The sequence below is a fragment of the Acinetobacter sp. BEC1-S18-ESBL-01 genome (assembly GCF_014169935.1).
GTDB lineage: Bacteria > Pseudomonadota > Gammaproteobacteria > Pseudomonadales > Moraxellaceae > Acinetobacter > Acinetobacter pittii.
On record NZ_AP022302.1, the window covers coordinates 1,562,682 to 1,579,204 of the forward strand.

General features: G+C 39.7%; 11 protein-coding genes and 1 pseudogene. 4 read left to right on the forward strand and 8 right to left on the reverse strand.

The annotated features are described in order from the left end of the window. Nucleotides 1–102: 102 nt before the first annotated feature. The 6 genes from H7R46_RS07285 to sbnA all read right to left on the reverse strand — a co-directional run bounded on the left by H7R46_RS07285 (nt 103) and on the right by sbnA (nt 9,353). Nucleotides 103–876, reverse strand: a complete 774-nt coding sequence (locus H7R46_RS07285; RefSeq protein ID WP_005068816.1) for an HpcH/HpaI aldolase family protein — start codon at nt 874–876, stop codon at nt 103–105. Next, nucleotides 869–4,396: an IucA/IucC family protein gene (locus H7R46_RS07290; protein ID WP_086260931.1), complete on the reverse strand. Its 3,528-nt coding sequence runs from the start codon at nt 4,394–4,396 to the stop codon at nt 869–871. Before H7R46_RS07290 ends, H7R46_RS07285 begins: the two co-directional genes overlap by 8 nt. Continuing rightward, entirely contained in the window at nt 4,393–5,598 is a 1,206-nt protein-coding gene (locus H7R46_RS07295) for an MFS transporter (RefSeq protein ID WP_005068821.1), read from the reverse strand. Before H7R46_RS07295 ends, H7R46_RS07290 begins: the two co-directional genes overlap by 4 nt. Before the next feature lie 3 nt (nt 5,599–5,601). Next, nucleotides 5,602–7,242 (reverse strand): IucA/IucC family protein, encoded by a 1,641-nt coding sequence (locus H7R46_RS07300; RefSeq protein WP_080631190.1) that lies wholly within the window; start codon nt 7,240–7,242, stop codon nt 5,602–5,604. A gap of 71 nt (nt 7,243–7,313) precedes the next feature. Then, nucleotides 7,314–8,327 (reverse strand): 2,3-diaminopropionate biosynthesis protein SbnB, encoded by a 1,014-nt coding sequence (gene sbnB, locus H7R46_RS07305; protein ID WP_002115662.1) that lies wholly within the window; start codon nt 8,325–8,327, stop codon nt 7,314–7,316. A gap of 21 nt (nt 8,328–8,348) precedes the next feature. Beyond that, a complete protein-coding gene (gene sbnA, locus H7R46_RS07310) occupies nt 8,349–9,353 on the reverse strand; it encodes a 2,3-diaminopropionate biosynthesis protein SbnA (RefSeq protein WP_005068826.1) in 1,005 nt (334 codons plus the stop codon). Between the two features lie 505 nt (nt 9,354–9,858). Between sbnA and H7R46_RS19210 the strand changes: the two are divergent. Beyond that, nucleotides 9,859–9,974, forward strand: a pseudogene (locus tag H7R46_RS19210) (hypothetical protein). Nucleotides 9,975–9,979: 5 nt separating this feature from the next. On the opposite strand, the gene H7R46_RS07315 reads toward H7R46_RS19210, so the two are convergent. Continuing rightward, nucleotides 9,980–11,002, reverse strand: a complete 1,023-nt coding sequence (locus tag H7R46_RS07315) for an ABC transporter substrate-binding protein (RefSeq protein WP_005068828.1) — start codon at nt 11,000–11,002, stop codon at nt 9,980–9,982. Further along, entirely contained in the window at nt 11,003–11,593 is a 591-nt protein-coding gene (locus H7R46_RS07320) for an ANTAR domain-containing response regulator (RefSeq protein WP_002115726.1), read from the reverse strand. Nucleotides 11,594–11,977: 384 nt separating this feature from the next. Here H7R46_RS07320 and H7R46_RS07325 point away from each other — a divergent pair, with 384 nt between their 5' ends. From H7R46_RS07325 to nirD, 3 genes are read left to right on the forward strand one after another with little or no spacing between them, the layout of a single operon-like run. Then, entirely contained in the window at nt 11,978–12,319 is a 342-nt protein-coding gene (locus tag H7R46_RS07325) for a hypothetical protein (protein ID WP_017385975.1), read from the forward strand. Between the two features lie 11 nt (nt 12,320–12,330). Next, on the forward strand, nt 12,331–14,877 hold the full coding sequence (gene nirB / locus H7R46_RS07330; RefSeq protein ID WP_005068833.1) for a nitrite reductase large subunit NirB: 2,547 nt from the start codon (nt 12,331–12,333) through the stop codon (nt 14,875–14,877). Between the two features lie 12 nt (nt 14,878–14,889). Continuing rightward, the gene (gene nirD / locus H7R46_RS07335) at nt 14,890–16,512 is read left to right on the forward strand and encodes a nitrite reductase small subunit NirD (protein ID WP_005068836.1); all 1,623 of its coding nucleotides are present in this window, start codon (nt 14,890–14,892) and stop codon (nt 16,510–16,512) included. Nucleotides 16,513–16,523 lie beyond the last annotated feature (11 nt).

The window sequence follows — 16,523 nt, forward strand, 5'->3', positions numbered from 1 at the left end:
TTGTAATTCACAATATCGTTGTTGGACAAAAAATAATAAAATTTATTTTTATTAATTGTTGTGTAGAGAAAGGTGCATCCATCGCTCTACACAACTGAAAATTTATGAGATTTCTTTATAAGAATTCAAATGATTTTGATGGGCACGGCGAATAATGCTTCGGTCATCGCCCAGTACAAACAGCTGAACGGATTGTTGTTTCCATGCCGCAATATCTTCAGGTTGTCGGGGAATAGCACAGAAATGCTTTTGACTATTTTTAGTCTTTGCATACATCTCTTGAACTTTTTCTTTCACTTTTGGATGGCTAGATTGCCATGGCATTCCCATAGATTGAGAAAGGTCGGCAGCACCTTCTAGAATAATATCAATACCTTCAACTTTTAATATTTCATCTAGTTGTTCTAGTCCTTCCAAGCTTTCAATCATGGCAACGACAACAGTTTCGTTTGCTGCGTATTGAACAAAACTAGCTAAATCATCCATGCCATATCGATTTAACCTTGTCGAGTTGAGACCTCTTTGCCCAAGAGGCATATAGTGACAATAGTTCACGGCTTCTTGTGCTTGCTGAGCATTTTCTATACGCGGAAAAACAATACCCGTTACCCCTGCATCGAGCAGAGGTAGAACTAAATGGTTGGCGTTTAACGGCACCCTCACAAAGACATCAAGACTCATGGCTCTAGCAGCTAAAATCATGGTCTCGACTTGAGACGTACTAAATAAAGTATGTTCCAAGTCGATAATAATAAAGTTGTAGCCCGCAAGTGCCATTTGCTCGACATTAATCGGAGAAGCTACGGAACAAAAGATTCCGTAGAGCGTCTCGCCATTTGCTATTCGTTTCTTAAAAGAAATCGAATGCTTATTCATATTCAATTTCCTTAATCAGGCTGAGCGGGTTCGGCGTGGTTTGTACTCTTAAGCGAATTTCTGGAAGGAAACGGCGGCTTGCGAGTTGTTCAATATCGATGGTGTCATCTGTAAAGTTAAACAATTCATATCGCTCGGCAAACTCTGGGTGAGCTTCTTTATGCTGATTAATAATGGTTCTTAACATGGTCCAGAATTTGATTTCATCGAAGTCATAATGTTCATTTAAGAAAATCGCTAACTCAGCTAGATTTACAAACCAAAGCGCATCTTGAGTAAAGTCTCTTAACTCATTTGGAGAGTGGGTTTCCAAGAACGAGTTCGGGTTAATCTTGGCGTGCTCTTTTGGCGCATCTTGTAAGTTGGGTAAAAGGTTCGGCTCACGTAAAAGATGACGACTAAAACGAATTCCATCGTGGAAATCTTTCAAAGCCGCTTTAACGGGTAAACCATTTTTATGAATTAGTACCATATTTTGTGCATGTGACTCTAAAGCCAGACCGTGGCACCATAAAATATGCATGATAGGTAAATAAGCGTTGGTAAGTAATTTTTCTAACCAGAACTCAATACCGTACTCTTGGATCCATTCATCAATGAGAGGTTTTTGGTCCATATCAACTTGCATTAGACCGGTTACTGGCGTTGCTGATTCACCTTCTTTTAAGTAGCTGTAAATACTTTCGCGCCAAATGCAAGCTAGTGCGCCGTATTGAACAGGAAGGGCAATCGGCTGGTTAACTGAAAGACCGCCAATCTCTCTTAAAATAACAGGCTTGCGCTGTTTTTCTAAAATATGATCTTGCTCAACAATGTTATAAAGCCAGTCACTCATTTTTGCCGCATTTTGAACGGTATGTGGTGCCAATACACGAGATGTAGAGGTATTAACCAAGTTCATTGCCAATTTGAGAGAAAGCGCCGAGATATCACTAATATTTGATAAGGTTCGAATTGACTGCTGTGGTAAATAAGTCGGACCTTCAATATCTAACGGAATGATCAGTTGGTTGCTGATTGCATCTTGATAATATAATTCAATAATTTTATCCCACTGCCATGGGTGAATTGGGGTGAGGATATAATCTTTAAAATCTATATTTTGCTCTTTCAATTGATTGTTAATGGCTTGTAGATCTTTTTCTGAAAAATGCTGTTTATAAAGCTGCTCTAAGTTAATGGTTTCACTTAAAACCAGTTTGCATAAACTGTTATGAGTTGCCACCCATTGAACCGTAAAACCTTGAGAAAGCTCTGGTGCATATTTTTGATTTTCTTTTAAATCGAAGCCGATACGAGACTTAAAACTTGGGTGATATAAATGTGCATTGGTAATCCGTGCTTCTTGTTCTAAATAAGGCAAGGTTCTTAAAGGTTGAGCAGGGGCTTGGCTTAAAGTCTGCGCATGCTTAACGTAAGTTAAATTGAGTTCATCATTAAAGTTTTGCCATTTAACGGGGTCAGCTTCAATAATATTTTTTAGATCGGCAAGTAATGTCTTTAAGTTAGGGCGAGTTTCAGTACCTAAAGTAATATCAGAACGGACTAAGCTTGAAGGATCTAACTTAATTCGTTTAAAACTAAAGTGTCGTTTGGCCGCGCAGGTATAAAAAACGGTATCGGAAATATAGAACTTGATTTGACCTTTAGAAAACTCGTATTTAAAAGTATTTTCAAAAATGAGTGCTTCTAATAATTGGCCCATCACGCGATTTTCCGCGAGGGTTTTATAATTGGTTTGTTGTGTAGGTTGAAGAGGACAAAGCGCTTCTGCACCGCGATATTTATACATAGGGTTTTCAACTTCAATCCAGATAGGATTGCCACCACTTTGGTAGAGCGTATTTAACATATTTGCCTTAATTGGTAATGTGAGTGAATTAATTAATAAATCCCGATATTGCTGGCCTTTGGCGCTAAAATTTTCTTGCGTGAGCGTAAGGCGTGTGGCTTGCCAAAGTTCAGATTCTTCAATGGCCGTAACTCGTGCAATTGCACTGATGAGATGAGCAATGTGATTGATCACGAGGTAATATTTTAAAAAGATCCATGCATCTTTCTGAGAGAACCAAACGGTACTATCTTCAGAAATAGATGAGTCATCTTCTATCATTTCTGGAACAATGCTAATGCCTTCCATGTCTCGAAGAATAAGGCGATGTGGATAGCCGTTTTTAAATTCCATTAAACTGTTTTGCATGTGCGCTTCTACGCTAATGCCTTTATTTGCAAACAATTCAATTAATGGAATGAGTGAAACTTTAACGTACTGTTTCCACCAGAAAGTAATGAAGTCTTTCGCGTCTTTCGATTGTAGATTTTGGTTGGGTGCCGCTTGCTGAATAATGCTTAAAAGCGGGATTTCATGGTTTTCATTTTCTTCAACCAAGCCACCTAGCATTCTGGTATTTTCTAATACCTCTGGCGTGAGTCCTGCTCTATAAAGAATGCCAAATGAACTTTCAAGCTCTGGAATTTTGACTGTTTTTGCCTCTAATTCCGGCAGAATCATAAGGTCTGGATATTGCTCATTAATCTTGTGATTAATAATAATTTTGCTCGCATCAATCGCGCGTTCCATTTCATCCATTGGGTTATTACGAATGAAACTGGTAATTCGTACATCAATTGATAGCTTTAAGAATAGATTCGATTGAGGCAACCATACTGTACGAACGGATGAGGTCGGCCATACGGTTTGACCTAAAGCTCCCAGATAGATCACGTCTTGGTTATCTAAATATTTCTTCAAAGATGGATGTTGACGTAAGAAGTTAGCTTGCCACGGATGGGTTGGCATTAGCTCGTAATTTGCTAAGTTTTCTTGCAAACGCTCTTTTGCAGTTTCTACAACTTTATCTTCAATACAGTGAGAGGGCTGTTTCTCACTTACAAGCTTTTGGATTAAAGAAGAATGGATTGCAAAGTAATGAAGTTGGAAACTTGCGCCTAACTCAGGGCTATACTTTTTCATGTCTTCTTTAGAGAAACCTAAATTGGCTTTAGAGGTCACATGAAAAGGGTGCCCATATAACATGCCTTGTTCGGTTGCCTGAAAACCACTTAACGCTTTAGTTACTGTTTGGGAAGGCTTATTTTCTAAAAAGAATTTTGTATTTTCGATACTATTTACAATATCGGAGTACAGGTTCTTATTTTGATTTTTATCTTTAAATAAGCTATTCAGTTCATCTGTAATCAGCTTCACTAATTTTTTAGGGTCGGTGAGTGAGTCAAATGTATTGTCACTTAAATTTTGCAAGGTAAAACCACGTTGATATCTATGGTAGCCAGTGGTGGATAGATGCTGAACTGCACCATAAACAGTCGTGTTAGACGCATTAAACGTATAAGCAAAATACAGGGTGTCTGGTTGCTCCGCATATAGGGTGAATAAAGGAGAATCTTGAGCTGGGATAATGTGCTTTTCAAGATTTACTTTGAGTTCACGAAAGAAAGTATTCAGGTACTGTTCGAAAAGTTTATAAGACCATGCATCGGTTGTAATAATTGAGTTCATTCTTGTGCCTCTTCTAAAATTGTATCCATTAAGAATCTGTTCAAAATCACCACTAATCCCGCACCGATAAAAAATAGTGAGGTGCAGATTAATGCAGCAGTAATATTGAAAAATGAGTAGGTGAGCGTGATCGTGATTGGGCCAATAAGTTGTCCTAAGACAAAGGCACTGTTAGAAATACCAATCACTTTTCCTTGGCTTTGAGCGCCGGCTTTTAGAGAAATTGTGTGTAAGATCGAAGGAATAAGGGCTGCAAAGCAGAAGCCTTGTATGAGTCGTAATACAAGAATCAGCCAGAGATTAGAAACCCATATCAATGCGAATATCGTGATGCCGCAAATTAAAGATGCGTAAATGAAGTTATTAAAAGAATCTCCTTTATCATCATTTCTTTTCCCCCAATAGGTTGCAGCAATAAAGGCTGCTCCCCATGAAAGCGCATGAATGGTGCCCGTTAAACTCGCAGCAGATAACGATGAGTGAGTGCTTTGGCTTATTTCACTAATGTATAAAACGAAGCAGGACACCAAACCAAAACCGCCGGCTTGAACCAAAATGCCGGCGCTTAACCATGAAAAAATCGTTCTATCAAAGAAAGCCGGAAGCTTGGATTTCTCTTTGGTTTTTGTGACCTCTGCTTTAACGGGATTGGTTAATACAAATGACGCAATCAAAATTAAGGTCATCACAACAAATGCTGTCGCGTTGAGTAATACTTCAACCCGCCATTGATCCATAAATATCCCGCCGAGCACGGGACCACATAGGCAAGCGAGCGCAACACTACTTTGTAGTTGCCCAAAAGCGGCACCACGTTGTTGTTCATTAGAAAGATATGAAACATAGGCATTTAAAATCACGGAAAGACCGCAAAAACCCAGTAAAATTCGCGCGAAAATAAACAGGTATAAATGCTGGGCGCTCGCCATGAGCAGTATTGAAATACAGAAACCAGCCAGAGAAAGTAACAAGGCTTTTTTATGGCCGAATGTGTCGGATAGATGACCCACAATTGGTGCTGTAAATAAGCTGCCAATAGCTGGAGCTGCGAGTGCCAAACCTGCCCAGATAGTGGGAGCACTCATATGCGCAGTCAGTTTTTCCATATAGAGCGGCATGATTGGAATCAGCACCATGAGCCCGAAAGTGGAAAAAAACTGACAGAGCAAAATAATGAAATGATCTAGGCGAGATGAGCGCATGATTTAGATGTCCATGGTCTCATAGCTAGAAACAGATAAGCTCTGATAAGGGTTTGGCGTACTTCCGATTTTACTTGGCATACCTGTTGAGTCGCTTTCTTGCGCAAGTAGAGGAGTAAGTAGCTGTTTGAATGGCCAAGTCTTATTGTCAAAAAGATAAGTTTGAATTTGAGATTTTGTTTGTTCTGAAATAGATTGGGTTTCTACAAAATCTTGAATAATGTCTTGAACCATTTCCCAGAAATCGCTTTCTGTACGATCCGTATATTTCAAAGTAGCTAAAGCAATCGGGTAGAGGTTAATTTGAATCCCTAGGGTAATGAAGTAATTAAATAAGTCTTCATTTTTAGTAAAGATAAGATTGTTCGGTGTGCTGGTATCGATGGTATAAATCGGAGGGGTAAAACCACTTTCTTTAATGGCTGTGGTACATATTCTTAAGGTATCGTGGTCACGCAAAACAAAGCATTTCAACTTATTATTTTCATAACACACCATGGTGTTTTGCCCGTGGCATTCAGGCATGATTCCTTTTGCCCAAAGCGTTAAGAATGTTTGAATAAAATGAACACTTAAGTCTTTTAGTAATGACCATTTGTCACCTTCAACGCCTAATGTTTCCCATGGGTCAACATAGGTACAGCTTAAAGCCGACATAGTGATTGGCGTGACATTTTTATCTTGGCAAAAGTCGGGCAAATGTCGGACTTGGCAACCGATTACACCTAAATTTTTTACAATCGGCTCTTGTTTACCCAGCACCCACCAGTGGGTTTCATTGCTCAAAAAGAGACGATTTTTTATTAGAGCAGTTTCATTAATGACGTCATTTAAAAAATCATAAGCCGTATGACCATTCATTAAATAACGGCCTGGCATAGAGCGGATTGCACCTAATGTTTTGGCGTTGGTCGAGAGTTTTAAGTGCAGAGTAGGGTTTGTGTTGTGAATAAGAGTTCTTAAAGAAGAAGTCGGTAAACCAATTGTGGTGACATGGTTTAGGTCAATACCTTCGTACTTATTTTCTTCAAACTTTAAATAGCGATGTTGCGTCTCTAACAAAGGCAGGGCTAAGTAATCATCTGAAAGCTGAGCCATTTTGTGAGCAATATGACTTTCCTCAACTTCTGATAACAGAAGCTCTTTATGAGGAATCGACTCCATATTGTTGATGACGTCATCCTTCTTAAATGCCCACCAATACACCTCAATTTCTTTTTGAGTTGTGAGTGGTGTAAGTTCACCTTTTGAGTGAGCGAATGGATGAAATGGACGGTCAGCTACCAGCGATAGCAATTCACTAGTAATCAAAGGTGAAGAAAATGAAAGGGCTGTCTGTAAAATTTGAGGAATTTTTTCAGCCGTTACTAAGTTATCTAGCCAATAATCAATCGCTTTTTGGTGGTGTGGAGATGGCCACCAAGATGCTTTGGTTAAATAGTTAAAAACTTCAGAAATAGAAATTTTAGAAGTTCTATTGCTCAAAAGGTTATGAAGCAAAACTTCGGGTTGGGTAACATAGAAAGGATTTACACCATCTACTTTTAAACAGCTGAAATAGAGTTCCAACTCATCATTGAGAGTAATTGCCATATAAGGCTTTTTATAGGAAATATAATCTTTAAAATCTCCATAATTCTCCATGTAGAGTGCATCTATCGTTTTTTGTAGTTGTGCTGTGTAAATCCGATCTAACATTTTAGTTATTCCTATTCTTATAAAAGCGGTAGAACCGTGCCAACGTTTTGTTCTTGTGCAGCATTGAAGAACCATTTAGCGCAGACAATATCGTCAATCGCCATGCCCATTGGGTTTAGCAAAATGATTTCATCTTCGTGTTCGCGGCCGTTTTTATGACCAATAATGATGTCGCCAAGTTCAGCATGTAGTTTTTCACGGCTGAATAAGCCATCTTCAACCAGTACATTGATGACTTTCTTTTCTCGGTTTGATTGGTCCCAGTCATCTACAATCACTTTGTCGACTTTTAAGAAGACTTCAGGCTCGATATCCATAATTGAAATATTTGAAACAAAGCAGCCTTTTTTAAGCCACTCAAACGGAATGTAAGGTTTATCTGAAACTGTGCAGGTAATGAGGACATCGGCTTGTTGAATCGCAGACTTAGCACTGTCATGAATTTCAATTTCTAGATTCGGATATTCTGATAAAAACAACGCTTTGAGTTTTTCAGCTGCTTCAGGGTTTACATCAAATAAATGGATTTTTTTCACTTGAGCATATTGTTCAAGCACAGTCTTAATCTGCATTTGAGCAATTGGTCCGCAGCCAATTACAGTAATGTCTGAAAAGTCTTTTTTTGCTAGATATTTAATTGAAACACCAGTAATTGCCGCAGTTCGCATGGCACTAATTAAGCTGCCTTCCATCACTGCAACTGGATAATTTGTTTCTGAGTCATTTAAAACAATCAGTGCGCTGGCACGCGGAATATTGAATTTTTTAGGGTTATGTTGTCTTGAACCAATCCATTTGATTCCGGCAATCGGGTCGTTGCCGCCTAAATAACAAGGCATTGCGATAATACGGTCGGCAATATGGTCTGCACCTTGCCAGCGAAGATAAGGTTTTAAAGGTTGAACAAACTGTTTATTTGCATGCAGGGTTAAACCTTCAGTAATTGCTTCAATAAATGAATTACTATGATTTGCGCCAAGATTTAATAAATCTGATTGACTTAAGTAGCGAAGGGTAGCCAAATTGCTCATGAATATTTCCTAAGGAGAAGGTTAAACAACATTTTGTAAAGTAAGGTTTTCTTGGCGTCGTAAGTTTCGATTGAAGTGACGCTTCTTGATCATTTCGAACCATTCATCTTCATAAACAAGATCGAGATAACGATCGCCACGATCGGGCAACAGTGTTAAGACGCACGATCCATCAGGAATGGTTGGAATCAGTTTTTTGATGGCTGAAATTGATGAGCCACTTGAACCGCCAGCAAAGATTCCTTCATGCTCAAGAAGTTCTCGGCAACCGAGTGCCGACTCATAGTCATCTACATAAATGACATCATCAATTTCATCGGGGGAGAGTAGCGGTGGGACAGTACTTGCACCAATGCCAGGAATTTCGCGTGGACCAGATGTGCCACCAAACAACACAGAGCCGACGATATCGACTGCGATCACTTTTAATTCTGGAAATCTTTCTTTAAGGCGACGAGATACGCCCATAATCGTGCCAGAGGTACTTGCCCCAATCACGAGGTAATCAATCTTGCGATCAATTTGATTTAGGATTTCTTCTGCTTCTCCAAAATAATGGCTTTTCCAGTTATTTGGGTTTGCATACTGATTAATCCAAACAGCATTTGGAAGCTGTTGGCAGAGTCGTTTTACAGTGTCAATTCTGGTTTTTAAATAACCGCCGTTTTGGTCTTTTTCAGAGACCATTTCGATATTAGCCTTGTAGAGCTTCAACATTTGTAAGTTTGCTGAGGCAATTTTCGGGTCAATAACGGCAGTAAATTTTAATCCATATATTTTGCAAGCCATTGCAAGCGCAATCGCTAAGTTCCCTGATGAGCTTTCAACAATATGACTATCTTTATTAATCACTCCAGATTTCAGGCCTTCCTGTAGCATGAATAATGCTGGACGGTCTTTAATACTTCCTCCTGGGTTTAACAATTCCATTTTCGCAATCACTGAGATCGATTGATGCGTGAATAGCCTTGATAATTGTAGTAGTGGCGTTTTACCTATGCAGTCGAGAATATTTTCATGGATCATGGTAGATCTTCTCAGGTTTTTATGTGGTGTGAATGATAATGATTATTAATTAAATTATTATTACCATTTGTGCCATGATTGTTGCGGTTTGTAACTCAAAAAGGCAGGGACTTAGAGGATTTTTCACTAATTTTTTTTGTCTAATTATTTGAATCGTAATATTTAAGTTTTACAAAAGGATTAATAAATAAATCTTTTTAAATATAATGACATAGGCAATAAATTACTTTATGGCTAAAAAAATTAATTTAATTAAGACAGATGCGAGAAATTATTTTGAAGAAATAAAATGAAATTTATGACCTCACCCGCGTAATTGATGCATCACTATTCTGTAGTGAGCATGGGTAGATTTAAGGCTTAAAGAAGAGAGGTATTTAAAGACTGACTTAAGATGGTTTGAATAATGAACTGAAATTGATCAAGTGGCAGTTATTGATATGAAAATGTCTGAAAATGATACGTTTAGATAGATATGATCATTTCCATAAGCGCTATATTTTCAATGGATCAGTTGAGCCTAGAAAATATAGGAATGCGTGTTTCGCATTTTGTCTTATGGGTCTTTCAAGCTGTCTTTGTCATAAAAGACAGCTTTTTTTATGGCGATTTAATAAGTAGAAAAGTTATGAACGATAGCGTTGTTTAGCTTGTTCATAAGCCTCAAGATTAATGCATTGAGCACCCAAGCTTGTGATTTGTGCTTGGTCGAGTTGAAGTTCATCCCATTTTTGCATTTGCTCGAGCAGCCAATAAAAGTCTTCTACTTTTGGAAGTGCACTTTCTTTTACTAAATGACGGACAATATCCTGAATCATATAGTATTTGTCGACATGTACTTCTTCTGAACAATGGAAGCGCACAATTCCAAACTCGACTAATAATTTTAAAATTGGAGCAAAATCGTCTAACGCACTCAATTCTTGTTGGGCTTTCATAATTGCCGTGGTGAGTGCAACTAGTGTTTGTGGATGCTGTTCAGCCCATTCTTGAGTTACGGCTAGAACCTTATCAGCCACAGGTGGAATAATGTTTTGACTTGAGCAAATCATTTTACTTAAGCCTAAAAGCTCGCCTTGAGTATTCCAAGGTTCTCCGACACAAAAACCATCAATCACATGTTTGTCTAATGCTTCGACCATATAAGGTGGTGGTAATGTTTTGAGCTGGATAGATTGAGCAAGTTCAGGGTTTGCTAAGGCGAGCCACTCTCTTAAACAATAATGATGAATAGAATGCTTAAATACATGCGCTAAAGAAATGGAGTGACCTTGTTCGAGATAATCTGCCACTTTTTGCGCTGTTACTTGAGCCGTATCATTTTTTTGAATTGCAAGTTGATGAGTAAGTTTTTGACTTAAGCTAATGAAAGCACGGTTTTCACTTAAAACGAGTGATGTTTGTAGTGGCGTGCCAATTTGATCCGTGCCTACAGCCGCCGCAGGTAACATTGCAGATAAGCAATGCGCTGCATCTAATAGACCAAAAGCAAGACGGTCTCGAAGACTTGCCCATGATGCTTCTTTAACTAAAGTGACATCTAAACACACCTCTTCAAAGAAGCCTCTTTGTTTTGCCCAAAGCAATGCAAGACAATCAAGCAAAGGAATATAGCCGAGTTGTAATTGAGTCTTTTCTAATGTGCTCATTTATTCATCCTTTAGTTGATTGTTGAGTAATTTTTGGGCATCAAGTAACCGCCGTGCCATTTCTCCAATCGTTATACGGTGACTCATGGCATTTTTTCTAAGAAGTTGGAAAGCTGTATCTTCAGGTAAGCCATGCAGTTGCATGAGCAATACTTTGGCCTTTTCAACATCTTTACGGTCAGCCAGTTTGGTTTGAGCCTCTTTTAAGTCACCTTCGAGTTTTTTGTGTTTTTTATATTGCTCAATCGAGATTTCTAAAATGGTATGTAAACGGGCAGGGTCTATGCCATCTACGATATAAGCCGTTACTCCCGCATCAATGGCTTGTTTGATGGTGTCTTTATCTGAATTTTTAGTGAACAGGACAGTCGGTAGGTCATAGCTACTCACACAACTTTCAATAATGTCACGATGAGGATGATCCATATCGAGCAAGATCACATCGGCTTGTAAATGCTCGAGACGAAAAATATTTAAATGGTCCAAAGTAAGACAAGCGACCACTTCAAAATCATTTTCAAGCAGACTTTTTCTTATATAGTCTGCTCGCGCATGATCATCATCAATAAGGGCTATTTTGAGTTTTGGCATAAGTTCAGAAAATCAGGCTAAGAAAATGCGCCAATTCGACGCGTTTTTTGTTATCAGGTTTTAAGCAAGATTAGTGCCATCCAAAACTAAACAAAAAATCCAGTTTAAGTGGCATTTCAGCGAGCTAAAGAATTAATGTGGTCAGTCTTGGTGCAAAAATACGATTCATTTTGTGGCAAGACATATTTTTATCTTAAGCATTTAAGTGTACAGCGATGGGGCAAATAGAATAAGACATTATTTTTATAAGATAGCTGGCGAAATTATATCTATATGAAATTAAAAATAAAAAATTTTTAAATTAAATTTATATAAGGATTGGCATGCAAAATGCTTACTTAATTACAGGTCGAAGACGACCATAAGTTTTAAAGACGGCCAACGATGTCCGTTCTGATCGAATTTGTGAGTGCAACTGTGCACACAAAGAATTTACGTTCAGTCGGAGTGAAGGCCATGTCTTTATTTTTATTGCATAAAAAAGTTACATCTGAATTATCTAATTTTTCAGTTCCAGCGATGCGAGCCTTCTCTATGAGGGGGCTCGCTTTTTTTATTTCTTTTTATGACTTTGCTGTGCACTGGGTGTCATTAACGAGTGGGAAAAATAGATTCCAAGCAGCTACATGCTTTGTGAGATTGATTCGCTTCTCGGTAGAACACAAGGCAAAAAAACAACGTCTATTTGAGAACGCAATAACGCAGCTTAAAAGCAACGTGATTTGAGGAGAAACACTATGAAATTGGTAATGATTGGTCATGGTATGGTGGGCCACAAATTCATCGAAGCCATTTTAGAAAAAGCAGATGATGAACTGGAAATCACGATTCTCGCGGAAGAACCTCGTATCGCCTATGACCGTGTACATTTGACAGAATATTTCTCTGGGAAATCAGCAAAAGATTTATCTTTAGCACGTTTTGACTTTGCTGATGCTCATGGCATTGACTTACGTCTAAATACAAAAGCAACTGCAATTGATACAGCTGCACAAACAGTCACAACCAATCATGGTGATGTCATCAGCTATGACAAATTGGTGTTGGCAACTGGTTCGTATGCATTCGTTCCGCCAATTCCGGGTAATGACCGTGAAAACTGCTTCGTTTACCGTACGATTGAAGACTTAGACGCGATTCGTGCAGCGAGTCTTAATGCAAAAACAGGTGTAGTCATTGGTGGTGGTTTACTTGGACTTGAAGCTGCAAAAGCTTTACGTGATTTAGATCTAGAAACGCACGTTGTTGAGTTTGCGCCACGTTTAATGGCAGTTCAAATTGATGATTTGGGCGGTAAAGTTTTACGCCGTAAAATTGAAGACCTTGGTGTAAAAGTTCATACACAAAAAGCGACACAATCTATCGAATGTGGCAACAGCACTACACATGTAATGAAATTTGCAGATGGTAGCGAGCTTGAAGCAGATGTCATTTTATTCTCTGCGGGGATCCGTCCACGTGATGAGCTCGCACGCAATAGTGGTCTGGCGATTGGTGAGCGTGGCGGTATCGTCATTAATGATTATTGCCAAACTTCAGATAACAATATTTATGCCATTGGTGAATGTGCGCTTTGGCAAAATAAAATTTATGGTTTGGTTGCACCGGGCTATGACATGGCGCGTATTGCAGCAAAACACATTTTAGATGAAGAGTGTCATTGCTTCGCCGGTGCAGACATGAGCACCAAGTTGAAGTTGATGGGTGTGGACGTTGCCTCTGTAGGTGATGCACATGCCATGACTCCGGGTGCATTAAGCTATTTCTATGCAGATGAGCATGCGCTGGTTTATAAAAAGATTGTTGTAAATGCAGATAAAACCAAATTGCTGGGCGCAGTTTTGGTGGGCGATGCCAAAGAATACAATGACCTTTTACAAATGATGTTAAACGGTCTAGCTTTACCGGAAGTACCTGAAAGCTTGATTATGCCTGGCTTTGAACAATCAGCAGGTAAGTCTGGTGGTAGCGGTGTAGATTTACTTCCAGACAGCGCGACCATTTGTTCGTGTAACAACGTATCAAAAGCAGACATCTGCCAAGCAATTAGCGATGGTTCGACCTCTTTAGGTGCATTAAAGAAATGCACCAAAGCAGCAACAGCATGTGGTGGCTGTGCACCATTAGTGACACAAGTGTTGAAGTCAGAGTTACAACGTCAAGGTGTGACTGTAAATAACCACATTTGCGAACACTTCCCGTACTCGCGTCAAGAGTTGTATCACTTGGTTCGTGTCAATGAAATCAAAACTTTTGATGATTTGATTCATCAACATGGTCATGGTTTAGGTTGTGATATTTGTAAACCGGCGGCAGCAAATATTTTGGCATCTTGCTGGAACGATTTCGTCCTTGAGCCAAGCCATGCAGGCTTACAAGACAGTAATGACTACTATTTGGGTAACATCCAAAAAGACGGTTCTTACTCGGTTGTACCGCGTATGGCAGGTGGTGAGGTGACTCCAGATGGTTTAATCGCGATTGGTCAAATTGCGAAGAAATATAACTTGTACACCAAAATTACTGGCGGTCAACGCGTTGACATGTTTGGTGCGCAAGTTCACGAGCTTCCATTCATTTGGGAAGAGTTAAATGCTGCTGGTTTCGAGTCTGGTCATGCTTACGGTAAATCATTGCGTACCGTGAAATCATGTGTGGGTAGCACATGGTGCCGTTACGGGGTAGACAATTCCGTTGGTTTAGCGATTGAGCTTGAAAACCGCTACAAAGGTTTGCGTTCACCACATAAGTTGAAAATGGCGGTGTCTGGCTGTACGCGTGAGTGTGCGGAAGCGCAAGGTAAAGATGTGGGTATTATCGCGACCGAAAAAGGTTGGAACCTTTATGTATGTGGTAACGGTGGTATGAAACCACGTCATGCCGAGTTACTTGCATCTGACCTTGATAAAGCAACGCTCATCCGTTACATCGACCGTTTCTATATGTTCTACATTCAAACCGCAGACCGCTTACAACGTACCAGTGTATGGCGCGACAACATGGAAGGTGGTCTAGATTATCTTAAATCTGTAGTTGTGGATGATTCACTTGGTTTGGCTGCCGAGCTTGAGCGCCGTATGGAACACATTATTGGCACATATCAAGACGAATGGCGTACTGCGGTGGAAAATCCTGAAGTTCGTAAACGCTTCCAAACGTATATCAACGCAGGAGCAAATGAACAGGCCGATCCACACATTCAATTTACAACTGAACGTGGTCAAATTCGTCCATTAACCGAAGCTGAACGTTCAGAAGACCGCATTCCAATGGTTGAAGCATAAAGGAGAACTTATATGAATATTGTACAAGACAAAAATATGCTTCCTGATGATCAATGGATTGACGTTTGTGCACTCGATGATTTAACCCCAAACACTGGTGCAGGAGCGCTAGTGGGCGGTCAAGCGGTTGCAATCTTCCGTGTAGGGCATGAAAAACGTGTTTACGTGCTGAGTAATAAAGATCCGTTTAGCCAAGCGAATGTGATGAGCCGTGGGATTATTGGTGATTTACAAGGCGAACGCGTCGTTGCATCTCCAATCTATAAACAACATTTCAGTTTAGCTACGGGCCGTTGTTTAGAAGATAAAGACCAAAAATTGGCAGTTTATCCGAGCAAAATTGTTGATGGCCGTGTCTGGGTCAACGCGGTGCCGCAAAAAACTTATATTACCAATACAGGTGTATCACAAGACAAACTTAAACTGGTGCTGATCGGGAATGGTTTGGCAGGGATGCGTTGTCTGGAAGATTTACTTGATATGGCGCCAGATCGTTATGAAGTTACGGTGATTGGTGAAGAACCATGGGGGAACTATAACCGTATTATGTTGTCTCCGGTTTTATCGGGTGAAAAAACCATTGAAGACATTATGTTGCATCCACCAAAGTGGTATGACGATAAAGGCATTAAATTTATTGCCGGTGATAAAGCCGTAAAAATTGATCGTCCGCGTAAAGTGGTTTACACCGAAAAAGGCCAGACAGTTGATTATGACCGTTTGATTCTGGCAACAGGCTCGGCACCATTTATTCCACCAGTTCAAGGTGTTGACCTAAAAGGGGTGTTAACTTTTCGCGATATTTATGACGTTAACACCATGATTGAATACTGTGGTTCAAAAACTAATGCAGTCGTGATTGGTGGCGGTTTGCTGGGTTTAGAAGCTGCCTATGGATTAAAGCAACGTGGTATGAATGTCACAGTTCTACATTTGATGGACCGTATTATGGAACGTCAACTTGATGGGCGTGCGAGTCAATTACTTCGTCATAGCATTGAGCAAAAAGGCATTCAAATCATTACCGAAGCCAATACCGAAGCGTTAATCGGTGATGAAAATGGTCATGTCAAACAAATCCGTTTGAAAGATGGCACAGTGTTAGATGCTGACCTTGTGGTGTTTGCTGTAGGCATCCGTCCGAATATTGCTTTGGCGCAAAGTGCTGGTCTACGTTGCAATCGAGGGGTGTTGGTGAATGACACCATGCAAACATTTGACCCAAGTATTTATGCCGTGGGTGAGTGTATCGAACACCGTGGTCAAACTTTTGGTTTGGTTGAACCACTGTGGGGCCAAGCTTTTATTTGCGCGACCCATTTAGCAGAGCACGGCAGCTTAACTTTTAAAGCGCCAACCGTACCGACTCAGTTAAAGGTGAGTGGAGTCGATGTATTCTCTGCGGGCAATTTTGAACCGAAAGATGATTATGAAGACATTATCCTGAACGATGAAAAACGCCAGATTTATAAGCGTATTATCATTCAAAGCGATCGAGTAATCGGTGCAGTATTGTTTGGTGATACTGAAGATGGCATGTGGTATGCAGAGTTAATTGCAGACCAAACACCTGTTTCTTCATTTAGAAATAAACTGCTATTTGGTCGAGATTTTGCATTAAAAAATGCAGGCTAAATAGGGAAAGG

Coding starts and splice junctions, on each gene's coding strand:
- sbnA (WP_005068826.1), bottom strand. CDS start 9,353: ATGATCCATGAAAATATTCTCGACTGCATAGGTAAAACGCCACTACTA.
- H7R46_RS07295 (WP_005068821.1), bottom strand. CDS start 5,598: ATGCGCTCATCTCGCCTAGATCATTTCATTATTTTGCTCTGTCAGTTT.
- sbnB (WP_002115662.1), bottom strand. CDS start 8,327: ATGAGCAATTTGGCTACCCTTCGCTACTTAAGTCAATCAGATTTATTA.
- H7R46_RS07325 (WP_017385975.1), top strand. CDS start 11,978: ATGTCCGTTCTGATCGAATTTGTGAGTGCAACTGTGCACACAAAGAAT.
- H7R46_RS07315 (WP_005068828.1), bottom strand. CDS start 11,002: ATGAGCACATTAGAAAAGACTCAATTACAACTCGGCTATATTCCTTTG.
- nirD (WP_005068836.1), top strand. CDS start 14,890: ATGAATATTGTACAAGACAAAAATATGCTTCCTGATGATCAATGGATT.
- H7R46_RS07290 (WP_086260931.1), bottom strand. CDS start 4,396: ATGAACTCAATTATTACAACCGATGCATGGTCTTATAAACTTTTCGAA.
- H7R46_RS07300 (WP_080631190.1), bottom strand. CDS start 7,242: ATGGAGAATTATGGAGATTTTAAAGATTATATTTCCTATAAAAAGCCT.
- H7R46_RS07285 (WP_005068816.1), bottom strand. CDS start 876: ATGAATAAGCATTCGATTTCTTTTAAGAAACGAATAGCAAATGGCGAG.
- nirB (WP_005068833.1), top strand. CDS start 12,331: ATGAAATTGGTAATGATTGGTCATGGTATGGTGGGCCACAAATTCATC.
- H7R46_RS07320 (WP_002115726.1), bottom strand. CDS start 11,593: ATGCCAAAACTCAAAATAGCCCTTATTGATGATGATCATGCGCGAGCA.